Consider the following 21361-nt stretch of genomic DNA (forward strand, 5'->3'; position numbering starts at 1 on the left):
CGGGCGTACGCGGCGCGCGCGGGCGGGGGGACGGGGCGGGGCGGGCGTACGGGCAGGCGTACGGGACGGGGCGGCGCCGGGCCGTCGGGCGCCGGGAGGAGGCGGGACGAGACGCGCGGGCCAGCGGGCGATACGGGCGGCGGCCTGTACGAGGCGGCGGGCTGCGGGGTCGGACGGCCTGGCCCGGCGCCGCCGTCGGAGTGCGGCGCCGGGCGTGCTGGGGCGGCGAGGCGTCAGAGCTGGAGCGACTTGGTCTGGAGGTACTCGGTCAGGCCGTGCACGCCGAGTTCGCGCCCGACGCCGGAGTTCTTGTAGCCGCCGAAGGGGGCGAGCGGGTTGAAGCGGCCCCCGTTGATGTCCACCTGGCCGGTCTCCAGGCGGCGCGCGACGGCCACCGCCTCGGCCTCGTCGGCCGCCCACACCGCGCCGGCCAGCCCGTACGCCGAGTCGTTGGCGATCCGTACGGCCTCGTCGACGTCGGCGTACCGCAGGATGGAGAGGACCGGGCCGAAGATCTCCTCCTGGGCGATGGTCATCTCCGGCGTGACGTCGGCGAACACGGTGGGGCGCAGGTAGTACCCGCGCTCCAGGCCCTCCGGGGCCGTGGGGCCGCCGGCCACCAGGCGGGCGCCCTCGGCGACGCCGCGGTCGATGTAGCCGCGGACCCGGTCCCGCTGCGCGGCGCTGACCACGGGCCCGAGCCGGGTCTCGGCGTCGCGCGGGTCGCCCGGCACGTACTTCGCGGCGGCAGCGGCGGCCAGTTCGACGGCCTCCGCGTACTGGTCGGCGTGGACCAGCAACCGGGTCCAGGCGCTACAGGTCTGGCCGGCGTTGGCCATCACGTTGGCCACACCGACCTTCACCGCCCGGGTCAGGTCGGCGCCGGGCAGGACGATGTTGGCCGACTTGCCGCCGAGTTCGAGGGCGACCCGCTTGACGGCCGCCCCGGCGCTCGCGCCGATGCGCCGGCCGACGGCGGTGGAGCCGGTGAAGGAGACCAGGCCCACGCCCGGGTGCTCGGCCAGCGCCTGGCCGGCGACCGGGCCGAGGCCGGTGACCAGGTTGAAGACGCCGGCGGGCAGCTCCGCGCCGGCCACCACCTCGGCGAAGAGCTGGGCCACCAGCGGGGTGTTCTCGGCGGGCTTGACGACGACGGTGCAGCCGGCGGCAAGCGCGGGGGCGACCTTGGCGACGATCTGGTGCAGCGGGTAGTTCCACGGCGTGATCGCGCCGACGACGCCCACCGGCTCGTGGAACACCGTGGAGTTGCCGATCCGCTCCTCGAACGCGTACGTCTTCGCCAACTCGGCATAGCTGTCGGCGACGGCGATCGGCAGGCCGGCGTGGACGGCCTGTGCGAAGCCGACGGGGGAGCCGAGTTCGGCCACCACGGTCTCGGCGATCTCGTCGCGGCGGGCGGCGAGCCCGTCGCGCAGGGCCGCCAGATAGGTGCCGCGCTCGGCCGGCGGAACGGCGGCCCAGCCCGGCAGGGCGGCGCGCGCGGCCCGTACGGCGGTGTCCACGTCGAGCGCCGTGCCGGCCGGCACGGTGGCGATGACCTGCTCGTCCGCCGGGTTCACCACCTCGATCGAGTCCGTGCCGGTCGCGGGCCGCCAGGCGCCGTCGATGTACATCTCGTCATGCGACTTCACGTCGTTCGCCCTCCAGCGCACCGCTTAGGCCCGTCGTACCCCACCAAACTAGCGACGGTAGTTTTCGGACGCCAGGGGCCGCCGCGTGCCCTCGATCACGCGTGCCGCTCCCTCCCGGGCCGCACACGTCGCCCCGCCCTCACCACGCGGCGCACCCGACCTACCTCCCGTCGGCGCCAACCGGTGTACGGGAGCGGCCCCTTGGCCCCGTCGACGTCTGGTGCCGACGACCGCACGCCACGCACGGTGGGCCGGTGGGGCCCGTCGTCCGTCGCCTCCACGGTGCCCGACGGCCGGCGCGTCGCACCACCCCGCCGAGCCGCTCGCCCGCGCCCGGCGGCGGTTTACAGCCGCGCCACGCGCGCGTGGGGTGTCCGGGGCGCGCCGCTGGGGGCGCGGGCGCGCAAGGGTGCGCCGGGCCCGGGGGCGCGCGGGCAGGGGTGTGCCGGGCCCGGGGCGCACGGGCAGGGATGCGCTGGGCCCGGGGGCGCCCGGCCGTGCCCGTACGGTCAGCGCGCTCGTGCCGCGTCCCGCACGTCGTACAGATGGGCGAAGACGACGACGTTGGAGCGGTAGCCACGGCCGGGCTCGAAGGGGCCGCCGCAGGTCAGCAGCCGCAGTTCGGGGCGGCCCGCGTCGCCGTAGACCGCGTGGTCGGGGAAGTCGGAGCGCGGGTAGGCGCGCACCGCGTCCACCGTGAACACGGCCGTCCTGCCGTCGTGGCGGGCCACCTCGATGAGGTCGCCCCGGCGCAGCGTGGGCAGTTCGAGGAAGACGGCCGGGCCGCGGCGGGTGTCGCGGTGGCCGACGATGATCGCGGTGCCGCGCTCGCCGGGGCTCGGCCCCCGCTCGTACCAGCCCGCCACGCGCGGGGCGTCGACCGCCGGCGTCGTCAGGCGGCCGTGCCGGTCCAGGCCGAGGCCGACGACCGGGGCGTCGAGGCGCAGCGCGGGGATGGTCACGGTGCTGGGCCGGGCCCGGGAGATGGGGGCGCGCGGCACGAGCGGCCGGGTAGCCCGCGCCGGCCCGCGCGCCGCGCCACCCGGGCGCTCGCCGGCGGGAGGCCGCGCGCCGGGCGCACCGGGAGCCGCCGCGCGCCCACCGGAGTCGCGCGCCGCGCCGGCCGCGCCGGTGCCGGCCGCGCCCGGCCGCCCCGTACCGCCCGCGCGCCGAGCGCCGTCCGCGAGCCCATCCGCTGCCGGGCCGGCGGCCCGCGACCCCGTGGCCCGGGGAGCGGCCACGTCGCCCTCGGCGACGAGCCACATGGCCGCCGCGCCCGCCGCCCAGGCGGACAGTTCGGGCGGGTGCGCCCGGTCCCCCGGCGACGACGCGGGGCCCGGCGCCCAGAACACACCACCAACCAGCAGGCACACGGCCGCACTCAGCGTCACCGCCAGGCGACGCCGACGGGCGCGGCTCATGCGCCGACGCGGCGCCCCACGGCGGCAGCGACAGCACCCGGCGCCACCGGGCCGTGGACGCGCCGCCTCGGGGCGCGACGGCGCGGGGCGCGGCGGTGTGCCACTGCCTGGCCTCATGGCGTCCTAGGCGAGGCGCCGCGAGCGACGGCGGGCGCGGCGGCCCCCCACAAGGCCCACCACCGCGACCGCGCCGACGGCCAGCGCCGTACCCACGCCGGGTGGCGCCGCCCCCGCGTCGGCCTCGCCACCGCCACCCGCCGCCACGGCGCCCCGTGGCTGCCGCCCGTCCGCGGCCGGCACGGCGTCCGGATCCACGGACGCCCGCTCGGCACGCGCCTCTCGGGGTGCGGACGGCGCCTCGGCCTCGGGCCGGCCGGCGGCAGCCGGCACGGCACCGCGCCCCTGCCGCCGGTCCGTCCGGTTCCGGTCCGACGCGCCCGCGCTCCACATCGTGTCGGTGAGCCAGTCCTCGTCGGCCACGGCCGGGCCCTCTCGCCCCGTGGCCGGTTCCCGCCGGCCGTCCGGGGCGTCGCCCCGCGTCTCGTCGGCGGCGGGCGGCGGATCGTTGGTCGGGGGGTCGTTGGTCGGGGGTTGCCCCTGGTCGCCCGGGGGACACGCGACCGTGAACGCCTTGCGCCGGTCCTCGTCCCACTCCTCCCCCGCGCCGTTCCAGGTGAGTTCGTAGCCGCCGCTGGGGAGGGTGTACGGGCCGGTGTGGCCCCGGCCGGCCTCGATGAGGATGGTGCCGTCGATGCCGGGCAGCTCGCGGGGGTTCGGGCGCGGCGCGATCCGCCAGGGCAGCTCCCGCGAGTCGGGGACGTCGGCGGCGACGAGGTAGAAGGCGCAGACCGTGCGCTCGTCCCGGGGGTCCCGCACGGGTGTGTCCACGTCGTGGATGCGGATGTCCGCGCCCGGCGCCTCGGCGGCGGGCGCCTCCGGCGCGGCGACGGCGCCGGTGGCCAGCGCGGCCACGACGACCACGGCGGCGCGAGCGCCGGCGAGACGGAGCGGTACCGGGGCGGCCATGTGGGTCTCCTTCACACCGGGACGTTTCGTCCGACCGGTCATACGTTTCATACGAATCAGTCGTTTGCCTGACTACGTGTCACGTGCACGACGCGACGAAACGACCGCCGCCCGAACGCCCGCCCCTACCCCCCAGCCGGCCCAACCCCCACTGCCCGTACGGCCCGCGCGGGCCGTACGGGAGGCGGACGGGCGAGGCGGGGCCGGGCGAGCGCGGCGAGCCCGCCGGTCAGGGTTGACCCCCGGACGCGCGGGCCGGTCGCTCCGCGAGGCGCGGCGGTCAGGGTCGCCGGCGGGTGGTGGCCTCGCCGCCGCGCGGTTCTGGCCCGGGGGCGAGGTCCGGCGTCGGCGGGTGGCCCGACGCGGCGTCGCGCGGTGCGCCCCGGGCCGCCGTGCGCGAGGCCGCGTCGCCCCCGTGCCGCAGGTCGCGTCCGGCGACCACCGCCGAGCCGAGCAGCAACAGGCCGAGCAGCGCGAACGGCGCCGCCGTGCCGGCGAGGCCGGCCAGGGCGCCGGCGGCGGCCGGCGCGGCGGCCTGGCCGAACCGGTTGCCGGTCAGCCGCAGCGCGAGTGCGGTGCTGCGCGCGCCGTCGGGCGCGGCCCGCACCACCGTGGTCATCGACAGCGGCTGCCCCACGCCGAGCGCGAACCCGAGCAGGGCCAGCGCTGTCGCCAGGCCCCACACCGGCAGCGGCAGCGCGACGCTCGCGCACAGCACCGCCGCCAGCAGGCAACTCCCGGCCATCAGCGCGGTGCGGCCGACCAGTCGGATCATCGGCGTCATCACCAGTCGGCAGGCGATGGTGGCCGCGGCCCGCAGGCTGAGCAGCAGCCCGACGGTGGCCGGGGCGATGCCACGGTGCTCACCGAGCACGGGCAGGTAAGCGGTGAGGACGTCGGTCGTGGAGAGCACGGCGAGGCTGATGAAGATGCCGGAGGCCACGCCGCGCGAGCGCATGATGCCCCAGACGGACACGGACGGCCCGGCCGGCCGTTCGCCCGCCTCGCCCGCCTCGCGCGCCGCCGGCCGCGCGCCCCGCGCGCCGGCGCGCTCGCCCGAGCCTCCGCCGGTGCTCCCGCCGGCGCTCTCGACGCGCCACAGGCCGGCGAACGAGCACAGCGCCACCGCCGCCGAGGTGAGCAGCGCCGTGGCGCTGGTGCGGGCCAACTGGTCGCCCTGCGCCGAGACCAGCAGCCCGGCGGCGATCGGTCCCACGAGTTGGCCGAGCGAGGCGCCGATGGTGAAGTGGCCGAAGTTGCGGTCCTGGTCGGCGGCGGCGCTGCGGCGGGCCACGATGGACTGCGCGCCGATCACGAACGCCAGGTGCCCGAGGCCCATGACGCCGCTCCACAGCGCCATCGCCGACAGCGAACCGGCCTGCCCGCTGAGCGCGCAGCCCCCCGCGATGAGTACGACGCCCACGGGCAGCAGCGGGGCGGCGCGGCCGTGGTCGGTGCGGCGGCCCAGCGGTACGGCGGCGAACAGCGGCAGCAGCGCGTACACGCCGGCGATGATCCCCACCGCGCGGGCGTCCGCGCCCAGCGCGAGGGCCCGGTAGGAGACGGCCGGCCTGGCCATGCTCACCGCCCCCTGCGCGAACGCGAAGGCGATGACCAAGCGCAGCAGCCAGCCCCTACCGGGCCTCGTCCCCGTCTTCCCCGTCGTCCCCGTCATGCCTCAGATGATGCCGAACGCCAGACTGGCGCCCAGCACCACCAGGGCGGTGAGCGCCGCCCACTTCACGGTGAAGCGGGTGTGGTCGCCGAACTCCACCTTGGCCATGCCGACCAGCACGTAGACGGCGGGCACCAACGGGCTCGACATGTGCAGGGCCTGGCCGACGAGGGAGGCGCGGGCGATCTCCGTGGGCGAGACGCCGTGCGCGGCGCCGGCCTCGGCCAGGATGGGCACGATGCCGAAGTAGAAGCCGTCGTTGGACATGAAGTACGTGAGCGGGATGCTCAGCACGCCGGTGACCACGGCCATGTGCGGTCCGAGCCCGTCGGGTACGCCGTCCACCAGCCAGCGGGCCATGTGCTCGACCATGCCGGTGCCGGTGAGGACGCCGGTGAACACGGCCGCGGCGAAGACCATGCCGGAGACGTTGAGCACGTTCTCCGAGTGCGCGGCGATGCGCGCCTTCTGGTCGGGCATGTGCGGGAAGTTGACGGTGAGCGCGACCGCCGCGCCCAGCAGGAAGAGCACCGGTATCGGCAGGGTCTGCAGGATCAGCAGGGTGAGCAGGGTCGCGGTGAGGGCGGCGTTGAACCAGTACAGCTTCGGGCGCAGCGTCGGCCGGTTCGGGTCCAGGGTCTGCGGGTCGTCGGCGGCGCCGGTGTCGGCGCCGGCGTCGCTCGCCGTGGTGGACGCGGGGGGCGCGGTGCACGCGGTGGCCGGGCCGTCGGGTCGGGCCTCCGCGTCGCCCGCGCCGGGCTGGTCGGCCGGGCCCTGCCCTGTCCCGCCGCCCGTCGGGAAGCGGCCCTTCGTCAGCGGTACGCGCCCGGGCCCGCCCGCGGCGGCCACCGCGACGGTGGGTGCGTCGGCGCCGCCGACCGCGGCGAACACCGGTTCGTCCGCCCGCGCGCCCGGGGCCACCTCCCGCGCCGGCGCGTCATCCTCGTCGAGGGTGAGCAGGCCGAGCCGCCCGCGCTCGCGCCGGCCGAGCACGTACGCGAGGAAGAAGACGAAGAGCAGGCCGACCGCGAGCGCCGGGATCATCGGTACGAAGATCTCGCCCGCGTCCAGTTCGAGGGCGGTGGCGGCGCGGGCGGTGGGGCCGCCCCAGGGCACGGTGTTCATCACGCCGTTGGCGGTGGCCGCGACGCAGGTCATGACGAGCACGCTCATCTTCAGCCGCCGGTAGAGCGGCAGCATCGCCGACACGGTGATCATGAAGGTGGTGGACCCGTCGCCGTCGAGCGAGACCACGGCGGCCAGCACGGCGGTGCCGACCACGATCCGCACCGGATCGGCCTTGCAGAACCGCAGGATGAGCCGGACGATCGGGTCGAAGAGCCCGACGTCGATCATGACCCCGAAGTAGATGATGGCGAACATGAGCATGGCCGCCGTGGGCGCCAGGTCGCCTATCCCGTCGAGCACGTACTCGCCCAGGTGCGCGCCCTTCCCTACCAGGACGCAGAACAGCGCCGGAACGAGCACCAGCGCCGCCAGCGGGGACATCTTCTTCATCATGATCAGCACCAGGAAGGTGGCGATCATGACAAATCCGAGGATGGTCAGCATGGGTACCTCACGTTCGCCTTCGAACGCCGCCGAGGGGCGGGCAGCGCCGCCGGAAGGGCGGTGAGGCGACGTTAGGCGCGGCAACTTTGCGTTAACAAGGCCTTGACGTGCGAGCAATACGCGCAAAACACCAGGTCAGCCGCGTGTGGCGGAGTCACCACACCCCAGACGACACGTCGGACACGCCGGGCACCACCGCCCCCACCGCTCACCCGCACTCGGCGCGGGGCGCGGCATGGGGAGGGCGGCGGCGCGGCACTGGTCGAGGGAGCGCGGGAGCGGTTAGGCATCGGGTCGCACGCGGGGCGACGTGCCGGGCGGGGCCGGTGCATTGACGCCGCACCCCGTCATTCCTATGGTCAAGCATAGGAATTCTTCGATGGTGGATCTCGATGGTGGGAGCACGCGATGAGCGGCACGGACAACGAGCAAGCGAGGAAGGTCGCCGAGGGGCTGGCGTACAGCTCCGGCTTCGGTAACGAACACAGCAGCGAGGCGGTGCCCGGGGCGCTGCCGCACGGCCGCAACTCGCCCCAGCGCGCCCCGCTCGGCCTGTACGCGGAGCAACTCAGCGGCAGCGCCTTCACCGAGCCCCGGCGCAACAACCGCCGCTCCTGGCTCTACCGCATCAGCCCGTCGGCGGCGCACCCGCCGTTCACCCGGATCGACAACGGCGCGCTGCGCGGCGCCCCGTTCGCCGGCCCCGAGCAGGTGCCCGACCCCAACCGGCTGCGCTGGGACCCGATGCCGGAGCCGGCCGCCGGCACCGACTTCATCGCCGGCCTGTGGACGCTCGGTGGCAACGGCGACGCCGCCCAGCGCACCGGCATGGCCATCCACCTCTACGCCGCCAACGCCTCGATGACCGACCGGGTCTTCAGCGACTCCGACGGCGAGTTGCTGATCGTGCCCGAGAGCGGCGGGCTGCTGCTGCGCACGGAGTTCGGACTGCTGCGCGCCGAGCCGGGCGAGGTGGCGCTCATCCCGCGCGGCGTGCGGTTCCGCGTCGAACTCCTCGACGCGAGCGCGCGCGGCTACGTCTGCGAGAACTACGGCCAGCCCTTCGTCCTGCCCGACCTCGGCCCGATCGGCGCCAACGGCCTGGCCAACCCGCGCGACTTCCGGGCCCCGGTGGCCGCGTACGAGGAGCGCGAGGCGCCCACCGAGGTGGTCAACAAGTTCTGCGGCAACCTGTGGGCCGCGACGTACGACCACTCCCCGCTCGACGTCGTCGCCTGGCACGGCAACCACGTGCCGTACGTCTACGACCTGCACCGCTTCAACGTCATCGGCTCGATCAGCTACGACCACCCCGACCCGTCCATCTTCACGGTGCTCACCTCGCCCTCGGACACCCCCGGCCTGGCGGGCGTGGACTTCGTGGTCTTCGCGCCGCGCTGGCTGGTGGGCGAGGACACCTTCCGGCCGCCGTACTTCCACCGCAACGTGATGAGCGAGTACATGGGCCTGATCGAGGGCGCCTACGACGCGAAGAAGGCGGGCAAGGGCGGCTTCGTGCCCGGCGGCGGCTCGCTGCACAACATGATGTCGGCGCACGGGCCCGACCGGACGACCTTCGACCGGGCGAGCGCGGCCGAACTCCTGCCGCAGAAGATCGACAACGGCCTGGCCTTCATGTTCGAGACCCGCTGGCCGGTCATCACCACCCCGCAGGCGATCGAAGCCGACCACCTGCAGAGCGGTTATGACGATGTGTGGCAGGGTCTGGAGCGCCATTTCCGGTCGTCGTAGTACGGAGCCAACGTGACCACCTTCGCTCCCGACTCGCTCGCCCTGAACCGCAAGCTGCCGCTCTGGTACCAGGTGTCGCAGTCGTTGCGCGCCTCCATACTGGGCCGCCGCCCGGAGGAGCCGCTGCGCCTGCCCACCGAGGACCGGTTGGCCGAGCACTACGGGGTCAGCGTCCTCACCATGCGGCAGGCGCTCAAGGAGTTGGAGGCGGAGGGGCTGATCAGCCGGCACCGGCGGCGCGGCACGTTCATCGAGCCTAGCGCGCGGCGCGGTGCCCCGGTGCGGCTGCTCGGTTCGGTGGACGCGATAGTGGCCCAGCAGTCGGGTGAGCGCACCACGCTGCTGGGCCACGGCACCGAACCGATCCCGGCCGACCTCGCCGAGCACTTCCCGGGCCGCACCGAGGCGGTGGCCTACCGCAGGCTGCGCTGCGAGGAGGAGAGCGGTGAACCGACCAACTGGGCGCACAACCTGATCCGGCCCGACATCGCCGAGAAGATCGACCTCGACGACCTGACCCGCTGGCCCATGACCAAGGTGTTGCGGGACGCGGTCGGGGTGCGCATCAGCCGCATCACGGACACGGTCGAAGCCCGCCTCGCCGACCCGGAGACGGCGGGGCTCCTGAACGTGCCGCTGCTGAGCCCGATCCTGCACTACACGGGGCTGACCTACGACGAGGACGGCGAGATCGTGGACGTGGCCCGCATCCGCTACCGGGGTGACCGTTTCTCCTTCACGGTCACCCTGGACGCCCACTGAGCCACCGCCACCCCGCGTGAGGCCCCGCGCCGCGCCTCCGCGCGCGAGCGCGCCCACCGCCGGCGCGGCGGCTCGGCCGCGCGCCGGCGCAGACCCGGGCCCGCGCCGGGCATGGCTACCATGCTGGAGGCACAGACGTCGGGGAGGGCTGCCGTGGCGGTAACGGACGCCGGTGGGGGCGGGGCGCCGGAGCTGGCGGACGTGATGCCGTGGTCCGTGGCGCCGCTGCGACTCGGCCGGTCCTGGGTACTGGCCCCCGACGCCGCCTCGCTCACGGCCCGCTGGGACCGGCTGCTGCGCACCGACGACGAGGCCGACCGCACGGCCCTGTTCCACCCCACCCGGGCCCGTACGCCGCACACCGCCGTCGCCCAGCTCCCCGGCCAGCCCGGCGCCACCACCAGGTTCGCCCGCGAGCGGGGCCGCTGCCCACAGCCGGTGCGGATCGCCCACGGCCCTTACGACCAGCAGTGGCTGATCCCCGATCACCGGCTGATCGACGCGGCCAGGCCCGAGCTGTGGCGGGTGGCCGACGAGCACCAGATCCACCTGCTCGAACCGGCCCGCGAGGCGCCGCCCCGCGCCGGCCAGCGCGGCACGCGCGCGACGCCGCCGGGCCCGCCCCCGACGGAGGCCGAGCTCTCCTTCGCCGCGCTCCTCCCCGACGGGCACTCCCCCGCCGGCCGACCTGGCCGCATCCGCCCGCTCTACCGCCGCCCCGGCGCCCGCGAACCCAACGTCGCCCCGGGACTCCTCGCCCACCTGGCCCGCCGGCTCGGGCGCGAGGTCGCGGCCGACGACCTGTTCGCCTGGATCGCCGCCGTCGCGCGGCGCGGGCCGGGGGGCGCGACGGTCGTGCCGCTGACCGCCTCGCCCGAACTCTGGGAGGCGGGTGTCGCGCTCGGCCGACGCCGGGTCTGGCTCCACACCCGAGGCGCCCGCGGCGGCCCGGCGGCCGGGGCGCCGGGAGCAGCCGCCGGGGCCGGGGGCCGGCCCCGGCTGCCGGGCGGTCAGCGTCCGTACGTGCGGGCCGCGCTCACGGGCCGACTCGCCCCTGACGCGCTGGGCTACGACCCCGAGGAGCGCGCGCTCCGCCTGGGGAACGGCCGGATCTCGCCGGTGGCCTATGCCGCGTGGGAGTACCACAGCGGCGGGGTGCGGGTGTTGGAGAGCTGGTTCGAGCGGCGCGCCACGCCCGGCCCGGCCGGCACCCTGGACGCCATCGGGCCGCGCGACTGGCCCCAGGAGTGGACGTCGGACCTGCTGGAGCTGATCACGGTCCTCACCTTGCTGGCCGAGCTGCGCGAGCCGACCGGGCAACTGCGTAAGGAGCTGGCCGACGGTCCGCTGATCGCGGTGGGCGAGCTGACCGAGGCGGGCGTGCTGCCGGTTCCGGAGGCCGCCCGACGGCCCGCGTCGGTCCTGGACCACCACGAGGAAGGCCCGGAGGGACAGTTCGCGCTGTTGTGAGGCCGCTTCGAGCCGGCGGCGCCGGCACCCGGTACGCCGGGGGCGGGCCGCCGGGTACAACGGGCCGTCTGGCGCGCACAGGGCCGCCTGGCGGAGGCACACGCCTCGCGGCACGGCTGCCACAGCGCGGGGCCGGCGGATCGGCCGACCCGCGCGGCGGGGCGCGGGCGAGGGAGGCGACGCGGATGGCCTGAGCGGGTCACCGGGCGGGGCGACGGCGGGACTGGCCGGGCCGCTCACACCGTGGCGGCTACGGGGCGCCTGTCCGGCCTGGTCGTGTGTCCAGGCCGGACCGATTCGATCGGGAACGAGCGGGGGTGAAGGAGTCTCGTCTGTCGAACGGGCACAGCGTCCGGTCGGTCAGCCTCTGCTGCCGAACAGCGAACGCCGCAGTCGCCGCAGTGGCGCGAACAGCGACACCCGGGCACCCCGGCTCTTCTTCGTGCGTGCGTGGTCGCGCGCGGTCAACTCCTGCATCAGCACCGTGGCGCCCTCCGCCTCGCGCTGCGGCACCGCTGGGCCGCCGAGCACCGCGAGGTGGCGGTCGAGACGCGCACTGGACGCGCCGCTCCCACAGTTGATCGCAGGCACTCGTGGCCTGCTTCGCATTGCTATCTGCTCCATGACACTCCCCACCCGTCGTAGGCACCCGCCCCGGGCAGAGTAACCCTACCTCCCCCTGCCGTCACCCATGCATCCCACACCTCGGATTCACGGTGGCGTCAAGGAGGTTGACAGACGTTTTCCCAGCGTGGCGCGTTCGTACGGCTGATTGGCGCGCTCTGGGCCACCCACGCGCCCGCACACCAATCCGCCGTACGCCCGCCCGTCGGCGCCTTCTCCCCGCCGGTGCGGGTCAGTGGGGAGAAGGCGTGCCTGACCGGGACCGGCTGGGTCGCCGGGTCAGATGGCCGAGCTGAGGGCGGGCAGGTAGCCACCCGACTGACCGGCGGCCTTCGGGTGGTAGGAGTCGCCGATCGGGAAGGTCACGCTGTGCAGCCACGCGTCGCCCGAGCAGATCTCGTGGCCGGTGAAGCGGGCCGCGATGTCGCCGTACCCGAAGCCGTGGTCGGCCGCGCGCTTGGCGGTGATCGAGTTGAGCAGGTCGGCCGCGCCGTTGATGGCGGACCGCTCCTTCTCCGTGAGGCCGACGACGCAGGTGCCGTTGAGCTTGTAGAAGCGCGGGTAGCCGAGCACGACGACGCGGGCCCTGGGGGCCTTGCTCTTGATGGCCGAGTACACCGCGTCGAGCTTGCCGGGCAGCGTCTTCTCGACGTACGCGCGGGCGGTGTTGACGCGGTTCACGCAGTTGCTCTCGGACTGGAGCACGCAGGTGGTCATGACGTCGACGAAGCCGGCGTCGTTGCCGCCGATGGTGATGCTGACCAGGTCGGTGCCGGAGTTGACCGGGCCGAGCTGCTTGTTCAGGACGTCACCGGTGACGGCCCCGGAACAGGCGGTGAAGTGGAAGCTGGCGGGCGCGTTCTTGGCGGCCCACAGCTTGGGGTAGGCGCGGTTGCTGCGCTTGCAGTCACCGCTGCCGCTGTCGTAGTCGCCGGCGCCGACACCGGAGGAGTAGGAGTCGCCGAGGGCCACGTAGTCGCCGGCGGCCTGGGCGCCGACCGAGGTGTCGGCCGCCTGCGCCACCTGGGCGCCGGTGAGGGCGAGGGTCGCGGTGAGGACCGCGGCGGACGCGGCGGACACGAGCCGGGTGAGTCTCATGGGGGGCCTCCTTGGACAGGGTTGCTGCCATGGACGCGCGTAGACAGGCGCCCGCGGAGTGGCCAGGAAACCGGTACGCCGTTGGGGCCCACCTGATTCGCGCAGGGGGGACGTGTGCTGCGCAAGGTTTCTACCCCGTTCCGCCGCCGAATTACGGCCGCATGGCATGAATATGTCATGTCGTCAGGGGTCTTGTTCGGCACCGAAGGGGAGGGAGATATTCACTCTGGCCGGACGCGCAGTCCCGCCCGGCACGCGCGCACGCCCCGTGTGCGCGCTCCCACAACGCGCGTGCCCCACCGACGCGCCACCGATGAGGAGGACCCTCGCGATGGCACAATCCCGCACGCCCCGCAGACCTCGCACACCCCTGGCAGCGGCGCGCACCACGGCCCTGGCCGCCGTCGCCACCCTCGCCGTCGCCCTGCCCGCCCACGCCGCGCCCCAGGTCACCGCGCCCAACGCGCCGGGCAGCGGCGGCGGCACCGTGCTGGGCGCCGACAACCCCGACGCCCTGCGCGGCAGTTACGTCGTCACGCTGCGCCCCGGCGTCGCCGCCACATCCGCCGACGGCGCGGCGCTGGTCGCCCGCTACGGCGGCACGGTGCGCCACGTCTACACGGCGGTCCTGAACGGGTACGCCGTACGGCTGCCGGAGGCGGCCGCACGGCGGCTGGCGGCCGATCCCGCGGTGGCGTCCGTCGTGCGGGATTCCGTCGTTCGGGCGACGGCCACTCAGCACAATCCACCCTCCTGGGGGCTGGACCGGATCGACCAACCCGCGCTCCCGCTCGACCAGAAGTACACGTATCCGGACAGTGCGGGCGGCGGGGCCACGGTGTACGTCGTGGACACCGGCGTCCGGATCAGCCACCGCGACTTCGGTGGCCGGGCGGTCAACGGCTACGACGCCGTCGAGAAGGACGACGTCGCCCAGGACGGCAACGGGCACGGCACCCACGTGGCCTCCACCGTCGCGGGCACCGCGCACGGGGTCGCCAAGAAGGCCAGGGTGGTGGCCGTCCGCGTGCTCGACGACCAGGGCTCCGGCTCGGTCTCGGGCGTGATCGCGGGCATCGACTGGGTCACCCGGAACCACAGCGGCCCCTCGGTGGCCAACCTGTCGCTGGGCGGCAGCCCCAACACCGCCCTGGACACCGCTGTACGCAACTCGATCAAGAGCGGGGTCACCTACGCCGTGGCAGCCGGCAACTCCGCCTCGCCCGCGCAGAACTTCTCCCCGGCCCGCGTCACCGAGGCGCTCACGGTGGGCTCCGTCGACAGGACGGACAACGCGGCCAGGTCCTCCAACCACGGCTCGGCGGTCGACCTGTTCGCGCCGGGCGTGGGCATCACCGGCGCCTGGCACACCGGCGACGACGCCACCAACACGCTGTCCGGCTCCTCGATGGCCACCCCGCACGTCGCGGGCGCCGCCGCCGTCTACGGTGCCCTGCACCCGACCGCGAGCCCGGCCCAGGTCACCAGGGCGGTGCTGGACGGGGCGACCAACGGCGTGGTGCTCAACCCCGGCCCGGGAACGCCCAACAAGCTGCTGCGGGTCGTGTCGTAACCACCCCGCGCACGCCGGGCCACCCCGCGCACGCCGGCGCGACCCTCCCGTGCCGGGCCCGCGCCGGCCGGGGCGCGGGAGCCCCGATACCCCGCCCGGGTGACGGACGGGGCGCGCGGGGCGCGTGCGCGTGGTGACCTCGCCGGGGCGGGTGAACGGACGCACGGGCGTGGCGCGTTCGGGAGGCTTAGCCCGCCTTGACGGGCATCCGTACACTGCGCGACATTGAGGCCGGCATCCGGCGCTTCGGGGGGCTAAGTCGCCAATGCAGAGACTGACAGCACAGAACGCCACGGACAGCGGGCCCGAGCACGTCGCGCACGACCGCGACGCGCACGCGGCGGTGACCGAACCACCGCGCGCGGCGCGGCGCGCACCGCTACCCGCGCCAGGGCACGCACCGCGCAAGGTGCCGCGGCAGGCGTCGCGGGACGCGGAGGACAGCGCCGCGCCAGAGAGCGCGCGGGACGGCGTCGCCGAGCACGGGCACGAGCACGAGCGGGAGGGGTGGCCGGCGCCGGCGTCCCTCCCGCTGGTCGCCGGAGCGGTCCTCGGCATCGGCGGCGTGGGCGCGGTGCTCGCCTTCGCGGACATCGCGTCGTCGCTGCGCGCGCCCTTCACGCTCTTCTTCCTCGTCGTGGCGCCCGCGTCCGCCATCGCGGCGGCGCTGCGCGGTGTCGACCCGCTGAGCCGACCGGTGCTGGCCGTGATCGGCGCGGTGGGGCTCGACCTCGTGGTGGCCCACGTCATGCTCGCGCTCCAGACCTGGTCCGCGCGCGGTGGGGTGGTCGTCGTCGGCCTGCTGAGCCTCCTCCTCTTCCTGCTGGCCCGCGCCCGGCGCCTCCGGTGCCGCGTGGCCGGCTGGCGGCGTGGAGCCTGACCCGGGCTCGGCCTGGCCCCACCGGTGCCGGCAGCGCGCGGGAGTTGCGTAATCGCGTGCGCGCGCGGCGCGGGTGACGGATCATGGCCGCATGTGCGCCGACCACCAGCACGATTCCCGGAGGCAGACCCTGCCGACCAGCCCCACCAGCCCGAACCCTCCCCACGGTGCGCCCAGGCCACCGAAGCAGAAGAAGGCCGACCGGCTCGCCGCGGGCGGGGCCGCGGCGCCCGGCTCGACCGGTGGCCCCGCGAAGGGGGCCGGCCCGCGCGAGCCGGGCATGACGCCGACCGAGCTGGCGCTGCCGATCCGACTGAACGTCGACGACAGCGACTCGCCGTCGGACGTGGTGGACGCCCTGTTCCTGGGCCGGTTCGCGACCGGCGAGCAGCCCTTCGCGCGCAGCCACTCCGTGGACCGGGTCAAGTCGGGGCTGACCCTGCTGCCGCCGGGCGCCCGGGTGCTGCGCTCGGCCCGCGACGACGACCGCAGCGCCACCCTCGCGGAGGGTGACGGCTGGACGCTGCTGGTCTCGCGGTGGAACCGGGGCGCCGACGTGACCGTGACGGCGGTGGCCGAGGAGTTGGCCGAGAAGGTGCTGCGGCAGTCGGTCGAGGACGCCGAGGACGAGCCGGAGCCGCAGCCGGAGAACGTCACGATGGGGTTCTGGTACGTCTCTCCGCGACGCGGCCCGTACCGCACCACGCGGCAGATCTCGGCGGGCACCTGGCCGGAGATCCGCGCCAACTACACGGCCCCGGTGGCCACGGCCATGGACCAGTTGATGAAGGTCACCCCGGACGACATCGCCGGGCGGCTGCTGTTGCTGCACGGCCCGCCGGGCACCGGCAAGACCTCCGCGCTGCGCACCCTGGCCCGGGCGTGGCGGGACTGGTGCCAGGTGGACTGCGTGCTCGACCCGGAGCGGCTGTTCAACGACGTCGGCTATCTGATGGACATCGCCATCGGCGAGGACGACGGAACGGCCGGCGGGCGCTGGCGACTGCTGCTGCTCGAGGACTGCGACGAGTTGATCCGCGGCGAGGCCCGGCACACCGCGGGGCAGGCGCTGTCCCGGCTGCTGAACCTGACCGACGGGCTGCTCGGCCAGGGCCGCAACGTGCTCGTGGGCGTCACGACCAACGAGGACCTGGAGCGGCTGCACCCGGCCGTGGTGCGCCCCGGGCGCTGTCTGGCCCGGATCGAGGTGGGCGCGCTGACCCGCCCGGAGGCGGTGAACTGGCTGGGCACCGAGGAGGGGGTGGGCCGGGACGGTTCGACGCTGGCCGAGCTGTTCGCCCTGCGTCGCGGCACCGCCCCGGCCTCCGTGCCGGCCCCCGCGCCCGGTTCCGACGCGGGCCTGTACCTGTGAGGGGCTGGTAGGGACGGGGCCTGGCCCGGTGGACCCGGCGGGTGGCGCTCAGTCGTCGCAGTAGGCGGCGCGCAGCGCGTCGGTCACCGCCACCCGCGCCGTCTTCTGGTCCAGGCCCAGGTGGCGGGCGCGGCGGGCGTACGTCTCGGCGGCGCTGGCCAGTTCGCGTTCGGCGGCCTCCCCGGCCGCGGCGATGAACGAGCCGTGCCGGCCCCGGGTCTCGATCACGCCGTCCGCTTCCAGGGCGCGGTACGCCTTGGCCACCGTGTTCGCCGCAAGGCCGAGTTCGTACGCGAGGCCGCGGACCGTCGGCAGCTTGTAGCCGACGGGCAGCGCGCCACTCCTGGCCTGCTCGGCCACTTGGGCCCGCACCTGCTCGAAGGGCGCGGTGCTGCTGGCGGGCTCGACGATGATGAACAAGGTCACGAGGTGTGCTCCTGACGGGATGGGGGCCAACGCCCCATTGTCGCCAGGGCCCGTCGGTGGCCCGTGCACGGGCCACCGTGCCCGGGTCACAGTTCCAGCGCGACGTCGTAACGCCGCAGCCACGCGTCGAGGCCGAGCGCGAGTTCGGTGCTGGCCCGCAGCCGGTCCCCGGTGGGGTCGGCCACGGCCTCGACCAGGGCGGCCTCGTCCAGGAGGGGGCGGACGGGCGCGTCGCGGTCGGCCGCCAGGCGGCGTAGTTCCTCGCGGAGCGCGGTGGCGTAGCGCGGGTCCTGGGTGGCGGGGTAGGGGCTCTTGACGCGGTCGATGACGGCCCGCGGCAGGACGTCCCGGGTGGCGGCGCGCAGCAGCGACTTCTCCCGGCCGTCGAAGGTCTTCATCGCCCAGGGGGTGTTGAAGACGTAGGAGACCAGGCGGTGGTCGCAGAACGGCACGCGCACCTCAAGGCCGACGGCCATGCTGGTGCGGTCCTTGCGGTCGAGGAGGAGTTGCACGAAGCGGGTCAGGTGCAGGTAGGAGACCTCGCGCAGGCGTCGTTCAGTGTCGTTGTCGCCGTCGTGCCGGGGCACTTCGGCCAGTGCCTCGCGGTACCGGGCGCGGCAGTATCCGGGCAGGTCGAGCTTGCCGAGCAGGCCGTGGTCGAGGAGGGCGGTGCGCGGTGCGGCCGATCCGCTGGAGAAGTGCGAGGCGAGGTCGTCGACCATCCAGGGGAAGGTGTCGGCGTGCACGGTGCGCGGGTCGTGGAACCAGCGGTAGCCGCCGAAGACCTCGTCGGCCGACTCGCCGGAGAGGGCGACCGTCGACTGTTCGCGTACGGCCTTGAACAGCAGGTACAGCGAGGTGTCGGCGTCGCCGAAGCCGTCGGGGAGGTCCCGGGCGCGCAGCACGGCGGCGCGGTGGCCCGGGTCCGTCAGGGCGGCGGTGTCCAGGACGATGTCGCGGTGGTCGGCGCCGACGTGCGCGGCCAGCGCGTGCGCGTACGGGCCGTCCGGCGTGGGGCGCAGGTCACCGGCCCGGAAGTGCTCGGTGTGCCCGGTGAAGTCGACCGCGAAGGACCGCACCGGGCCCTGGCCGGAGGCGGCCAGGCCACGGGCGGCCAGGGCCGTGATGGCCGAGGAGTCGAGTCCGCCGGAGAGCAGGGTGCACAGCGGGACGTCGGCGACGAGCTGCCGGGCAACGATGTCATCGAGCAGTTCGCGCACCCGTTCCACCGTGGTGGCCAGGTCGTCGGTGTGGTCGTCGGCGGCGAGCGTCCAGTAGCGGTGCGTGGTGAGCCCGGATCGGCGCACCCGCACCGTGTGGCCCGGCCGCACCTCGCACATGCCGCGGTAGACGGCGTGGGCCGGGGTCTTGGTGAAGGAGACCAGTTCGGCCAGGCCCTCGGCGTCCACGGCGGCGCGCACGCCCGGGTGGGCGAGGATGGCCTTGGGCTCGGAACCGAAGAGCACGCCGTCGGCGGTCGGCTGGTAGTAGAGCGGCTTGACGCCCATCCGGTCGCGGACCAGGAGCAGTTCCCGCTCGCGCGGGTCCCACAGGGCGAAGGCGTACATCCCGTTCAGCCGCTCGGCGAAGCCGGCGCCCCACTCCAGGTAGGCGCGCAGCACGACCTCGGTGTCGCTGTCGGTACGGAAGGCGTGGCCGCGCGAGCGCAACTCGGCGCGCAGCTCACGGTAGTTGTAGACCTCGCCGCTGTAGGTGAGGACCAGGCGGGTGGCGCCGTCCGCGGCGACGGTCATGGGCTGGGCGCCGCCGGGCGGGTCGATGACGGCGAGCCGGCGGTGGCCGAGCGCGGCGTGCGCGTCGAGCCAGGTGCCGGCGGCGTCGGGGCCGCGGCAGGCCATGGTCCGCGTCATGGCGTCGAGGGTGGTGCGTTCACGGCTCAGGTCACGGTCGTAGGAGATCCATCCGGTGATTCCGCACACGGGCGCGGTGCCTCCTTCGGTCGGCCGCGCCCCGGGTGGGCCCGGGCGCGGCGCTGCCCCCGTCGGTGCGGCGCTCCGGCACGGTGCCCGGCCGGCGGGCGGCGGGCGGCGGAGGTCGCGGCGTCACCGTACGCCCAGATAGGTGCATCCACCACACATAAGGTTGCAGAGAGCATGGAAATTGGCCAGTAGCGCCCCGCTCGCCCCTCGCGCCCACCGCGACCTGGGCCTACCGCCACCCACCCGGGCCACCGGCGCCCCGGGGGCCGCACGGCCACCAAGCGGCGACCACAGCGCGACCCCGCGGAAATGCGGGGGCGACGGGCCGCGCGGACCCGTACCGTGCTGCCCCATGACTGTGATCGTTCGAGACTTTCGGCCCGAAGACGCCGAGGCCGTGGCCGAAGTACGCCGCGCCGCCATCCCCTTCATGGTGAACACGCCCGAAACGGTGGCGTGGCAGGTGGCTCACGCCCCGGCCGCGCAGCGGTACCGGCTGCTGGTCGGCGAGTGGGACGGCCGGATCGTCGCCACCGCCCACACCGGCCTGGCCCCCGACGCCGACGAGCCCGGCCGGTCGTTCAGCAACCCCTCGGTGCACCCGGACGCGCGCGGGCGCGGCGTGGGCACCGCGATGCTGGCCGAGGCCGAACGCTATCTGGCGGCCGAGGGTGCGACGTCGCTCTACGTGTGGGCGCTGGACGAGCCGCACTGCCTGGGGTTCGCCGAACGCCGGGGCTACCAGCTCAGCCGTGGCTCCGTCTTCCAACGGCTCGACCTCACCACCACCAAGCTTCCGCCCCTGCCGGAAGCCGGGGCCCTGCCGGCCGGCGTGGAGCTGCGCACGGTCGCGGAGCTGGTGGACCGCGTCGCCGAGTTCCACGAGGCGGACGTGGAGGCCACCGCCGACGAGCCGGGCGACCTCGCCGGGGTCGCCCCGGACCTGGCCCGGTGGCGCGCCATGTACTGGGACCACCCGGCGCTGGACCGCGACCTGTCCATGGCGGCCCTGGTCGACGGCGCGATAGCCGCGTACACGGTCGCCCACACCGACCGCCGCGACCGCTACCAGTCCGGCATGACCGGCACCCGCCGCGGCTACCGGGGCCGGGGCCTGGCCACGCTGGTCAAGACCGCCTCACTGCACCGCGCCCGGGCCGCCGGCTTCACCACCGCCTTCACCAGCAACGACGCCGACAACCAGCCCATGCTGGCCATCAACCGCCGTTTCGGCTACGAGCCGGCCCAGGGGGAACGCCGGGTCTTCCGGTCACTGGTCTGACCCGGTCCGGCCCGCCCGGCGGCCGCCACCCGGCGGCCGCCACCCGGTGGCGGGCGCTCTCGGAGGGAGAAGCGGGCCGCCCGCCCTACGAGCTGGCGGGCCGGGCCCGTACGTGCATCCGCTCGCCCTGCGCCCCGTACAACGCCAGCCACTCCACCGGGTGGTCCCCCGCGTTGGCGACGCCGTGCGGGGTGCGCGTGTCGAACTCCGCCGCCTCGCCGGCGCCCATGACCAGGTCGTGGTCGCCGAGCGCGAGCAGCAGCTTGCCGGAGAGGACGTACAGCCACTCGTACCCCTCGTGGCTGCCCTGCTCCGGCCGGCCCCGCTGGTCGGGCGGGCGCACCGGCAGGATCTGCTTGTACGCGTGCAGCCCGCCCAGGAAGCGGGTGAGCGGAATCCAGGTCTGCCCGTGGCGGGTGAAGGGGCGCGGGTGGACGCGCGGGTCGCCGGTGGCGGGCGCGCCGACCAGCTCGTCCAGCGGCACGCCGTGCGCCTTGGCCAGCGGGAGCAGCAGCTTGAGCGTGGGCTCGCGCTGCCCGGACTCCAGCCGGGAGAGCGTGCTGAGCGAGATTCCGGTCTCCTTGCCCAACTGGGCCAACGTCAGGCCGCGAGCGGTGCGCAGCGCGCGCAGCCGCGGCCCCACGGCGGTCAGTACGTCCGCCAGGCTCTCGTCACCCATGGCTCCATTTGCTGCCTTGGCAAAGCTCTTTGTCAACCTGACGCGGTCCGGCGCAGGGTGGCCCCACCACCGCGACACCGGGCGCGCGTGGCGCGCCACCCGGCTGCCACCCAGCCGGCGCACGCCCGCGCCGGGCCCGCGCCCCCCTTGCGACGAA

17 protein-coding genes are annotated in these 21361 nt (G+C 75.1%); 7 read left to right on the forward strand and 10 right to left on the reverse strand.

What is annotated here, in order from left to right:
* Positions 1 to 233: 233 nt before the first annotated feature.
* From OYE22_RS05040 to OYE22_RS05060, 5 genes are all read right to left on the reverse strand, one after another.
* Complete coding sequence (locus tag OYE22_RS05040) at positions 234 to 1652, reverse strand: aldehyde dehydrogenase family protein (RefSeq protein WP_277319279.1); 1419 nt, start codon at positions 1650 to 1652, stop codon at positions 234 to 236.
* Between the two features lie 509 nt (positions 1653 to 2161).
* Positions 2162 to 3073: a class F sortase gene (locus OYE22_RS05045; protein ID WP_277319280.1), complete on the reverse strand. Its 912-nt coding sequence runs from the start codon at positions 3071 to 3073 to the stop codon at positions 2162 to 2164.
* Between the two features lie 123 nt (positions 3074 to 3196).
* Complete coding sequence (locus tag OYE22_RS05050) at positions 3197 to 4099, reverse strand: hypothetical protein (protein WP_277319281.1); 903 nt, start codon at positions 4097 to 4099, stop codon at positions 3197 to 3199.
* Between the two features lie 280 nt (positions 4100 to 4379).
* Positions 4380 to 5774, reverse strand: a complete 1395-nt coding sequence (locus OYE22_RS05055) for an MFS transporter (protein ID WP_277319282.1) — start codon at positions 5772 to 5774, stop codon at positions 4380 to 4382.
* A gap of 3 nt (positions 5775 to 5777) precedes the next feature.
* Complete coding sequence (locus tag OYE22_RS05060) at positions 5778 to 7346, reverse strand: citrate:proton symporter (protein ID WP_277319283.1); 1569 nt, start codon at positions 7344 to 7346, stop codon at positions 5778 to 5780.
* A 408-nt stretch (positions 7347 to 7754) separates the two neighbouring features.
* On the opposite strand from OYE22_RS05060, the gene hmgA reads away from it, so the two are divergent.
* The 3 genes from hmgA (at position 7755) to OYE22_RS05075 (ending at position 11330) form a co-directional block, all read left to right on the forward strand.
* A complete protein-coding gene (gene hmgA, locus OYE22_RS05065; RefSeq protein WP_277319284.1) occupies positions 7755 to 9098 on the forward strand; it encodes a homogentisate 1,2-dioxygenase in 1344 nt (447 codons plus the stop codon).
* A 12-nt stretch (positions 9099 to 9110) separates the two neighbouring features.
* On the forward strand, positions 9111 to 9860 hold the full coding sequence (locus tag OYE22_RS05070) for a GntR family transcriptional regulator (RefSeq protein ID WP_277319285.1): 750 nt from the start codon (positions 9111 to 9113) through the stop codon (positions 9858 to 9860).
* Between the two features lie 204 nt (positions 9861 to 10064).
* Positions 10065 to 11330 carry a type ISP restriction/modification enzyme gene (locus tag OYE22_RS05075; RefSeq protein WP_277323984.1) on the forward strand — a complete coding sequence of 422 codons (1266 nt, stop codon included), beginning with the start codon at positions 10065 to 10067 and terminating at the stop codon, positions 11328 to 11330.
* A 360-nt stretch (positions 11331 to 11690) separates the two neighbouring features.
* Here OYE22_RS05075 and OYE22_RS05080 read toward each other — a convergent pair whose 3' ends face one another.
* Entirely contained in the window at positions 11691 to 11954 is a 264-nt protein-coding gene (locus OYE22_RS05080; protein ID WP_176164798.1) for a hypothetical protein, read from the reverse strand.
* 279 nt (positions 11955 to 12233) lie between these two features.
* Positions 12234 to 13052: an SGNH/GDSL hydrolase family protein gene (locus OYE22_RS05085; protein WP_277319286.1), complete on the reverse strand. Its 819-nt coding sequence runs from the start codon at positions 13050 to 13052 to the stop codon at positions 12234 to 12236.
* A gap of 331 nt (positions 13053 to 13383) precedes the next feature.
* Here OYE22_RS05085 and OYE22_RS05090 point away from each other — a divergent pair, with 331 nt between their 5' ends.
* The 3 genes from OYE22_RS05090 (at position 13384) to OYE22_RS05100 (ending at position 16877) form a co-directional block, all read left to right on the forward strand.
* Entirely contained in the window at positions 13384 to 14625 is a 1242-nt protein-coding gene (locus OYE22_RS05090; RefSeq protein WP_277319287.1) for a S8 family peptidase, read from the forward strand.
* Positions 14626 to 14890: 265 nt separating this feature from the next.
* Positions 14891 to 15505 carry a hypothetical protein gene (locus tag OYE22_RS05095; protein ID WP_277319288.1) on the forward strand — a complete coding sequence of 205 codons (615 nt, stop codon included), beginning with the start codon at positions 14891 to 14893 and terminating at the stop codon, positions 15503 to 15505.
* A 280-nt stretch (positions 15506 to 15785) separates the two neighbouring features.
* The gene (locus OYE22_RS05100; RefSeq protein WP_277323985.1) at positions 15786 to 16877 is read left to right on the forward strand and encodes a DUF5925 domain-containing protein; all 1092 of its coding nucleotides are present in this window, start codon (positions 15786 to 15788) and stop codon (positions 16875 to 16877) included.
* Between the two features lie 48 nt (positions 16878 to 16925).
* Here OYE22_RS05100 and OYE22_RS05105 read toward each other — a convergent pair whose 3' ends face one another.
* Together OYE22_RS05105 and asnB are read right to left on the reverse strand one after the other, a co-directional pair.
* The gene (locus OYE22_RS05105) at positions 16926 to 17303 is read right to left on the reverse strand and encodes a GntR family transcriptional regulator (protein WP_277319289.1); all 378 of its coding nucleotides are present in this window, start codon (positions 17301 to 17303) and stop codon (positions 16926 to 16928) included.
* Positions 17304 to 17389: 86 nt separating this feature from the next.
* A complete protein-coding gene (asnB, locus tag OYE22_RS05110) occupies positions 17390 to 19243 on the reverse strand; it encodes an asparagine synthase (glutamine-hydrolyzing) (RefSeq protein ID WP_277319290.1) in 1854 nt (617 codons plus the stop codon).
* Between the two features lie 352 nt (positions 19244 to 19595).
* On the opposite strand from asnB, the gene OYE22_RS05115 reads away from it, so the two are divergent.
* Positions 19596 to 20525, forward strand: coding sequence for a GNAT family N-acetyltransferase (locus OYE22_RS05115; protein ID WP_277319291.1), 930 nt, complete (start codon positions 19596 to 19598; stop codon positions 20523 to 20525).
* An 85-nt stretch (positions 20526 to 20610) separates the two neighbouring features.
* On the opposite strand, the gene OYE22_RS05120 is transcribed toward OYE22_RS05115, so the two are convergent.
* On the reverse strand, positions 20611 to 21204 hold the full coding sequence (locus OYE22_RS05120) for an XRE family transcriptional regulator (RefSeq protein WP_277319292.1): 594 nt from the start codon (positions 21202 to 21204) through the stop codon (positions 20611 to 20613).
* Between the last annotated feature and the right edge of the window lie 157 nt (positions 21205 to 21361).

Origin of the sequence: Streptomyces sp. 71268 (genome assembly GCF_029392895.1) — a bacterium.
Classification (GTDB): Bacteria; Actinomycetota; Actinomycetes; order Streptomycetales; family Streptomycetaceae; genus Streptomyces.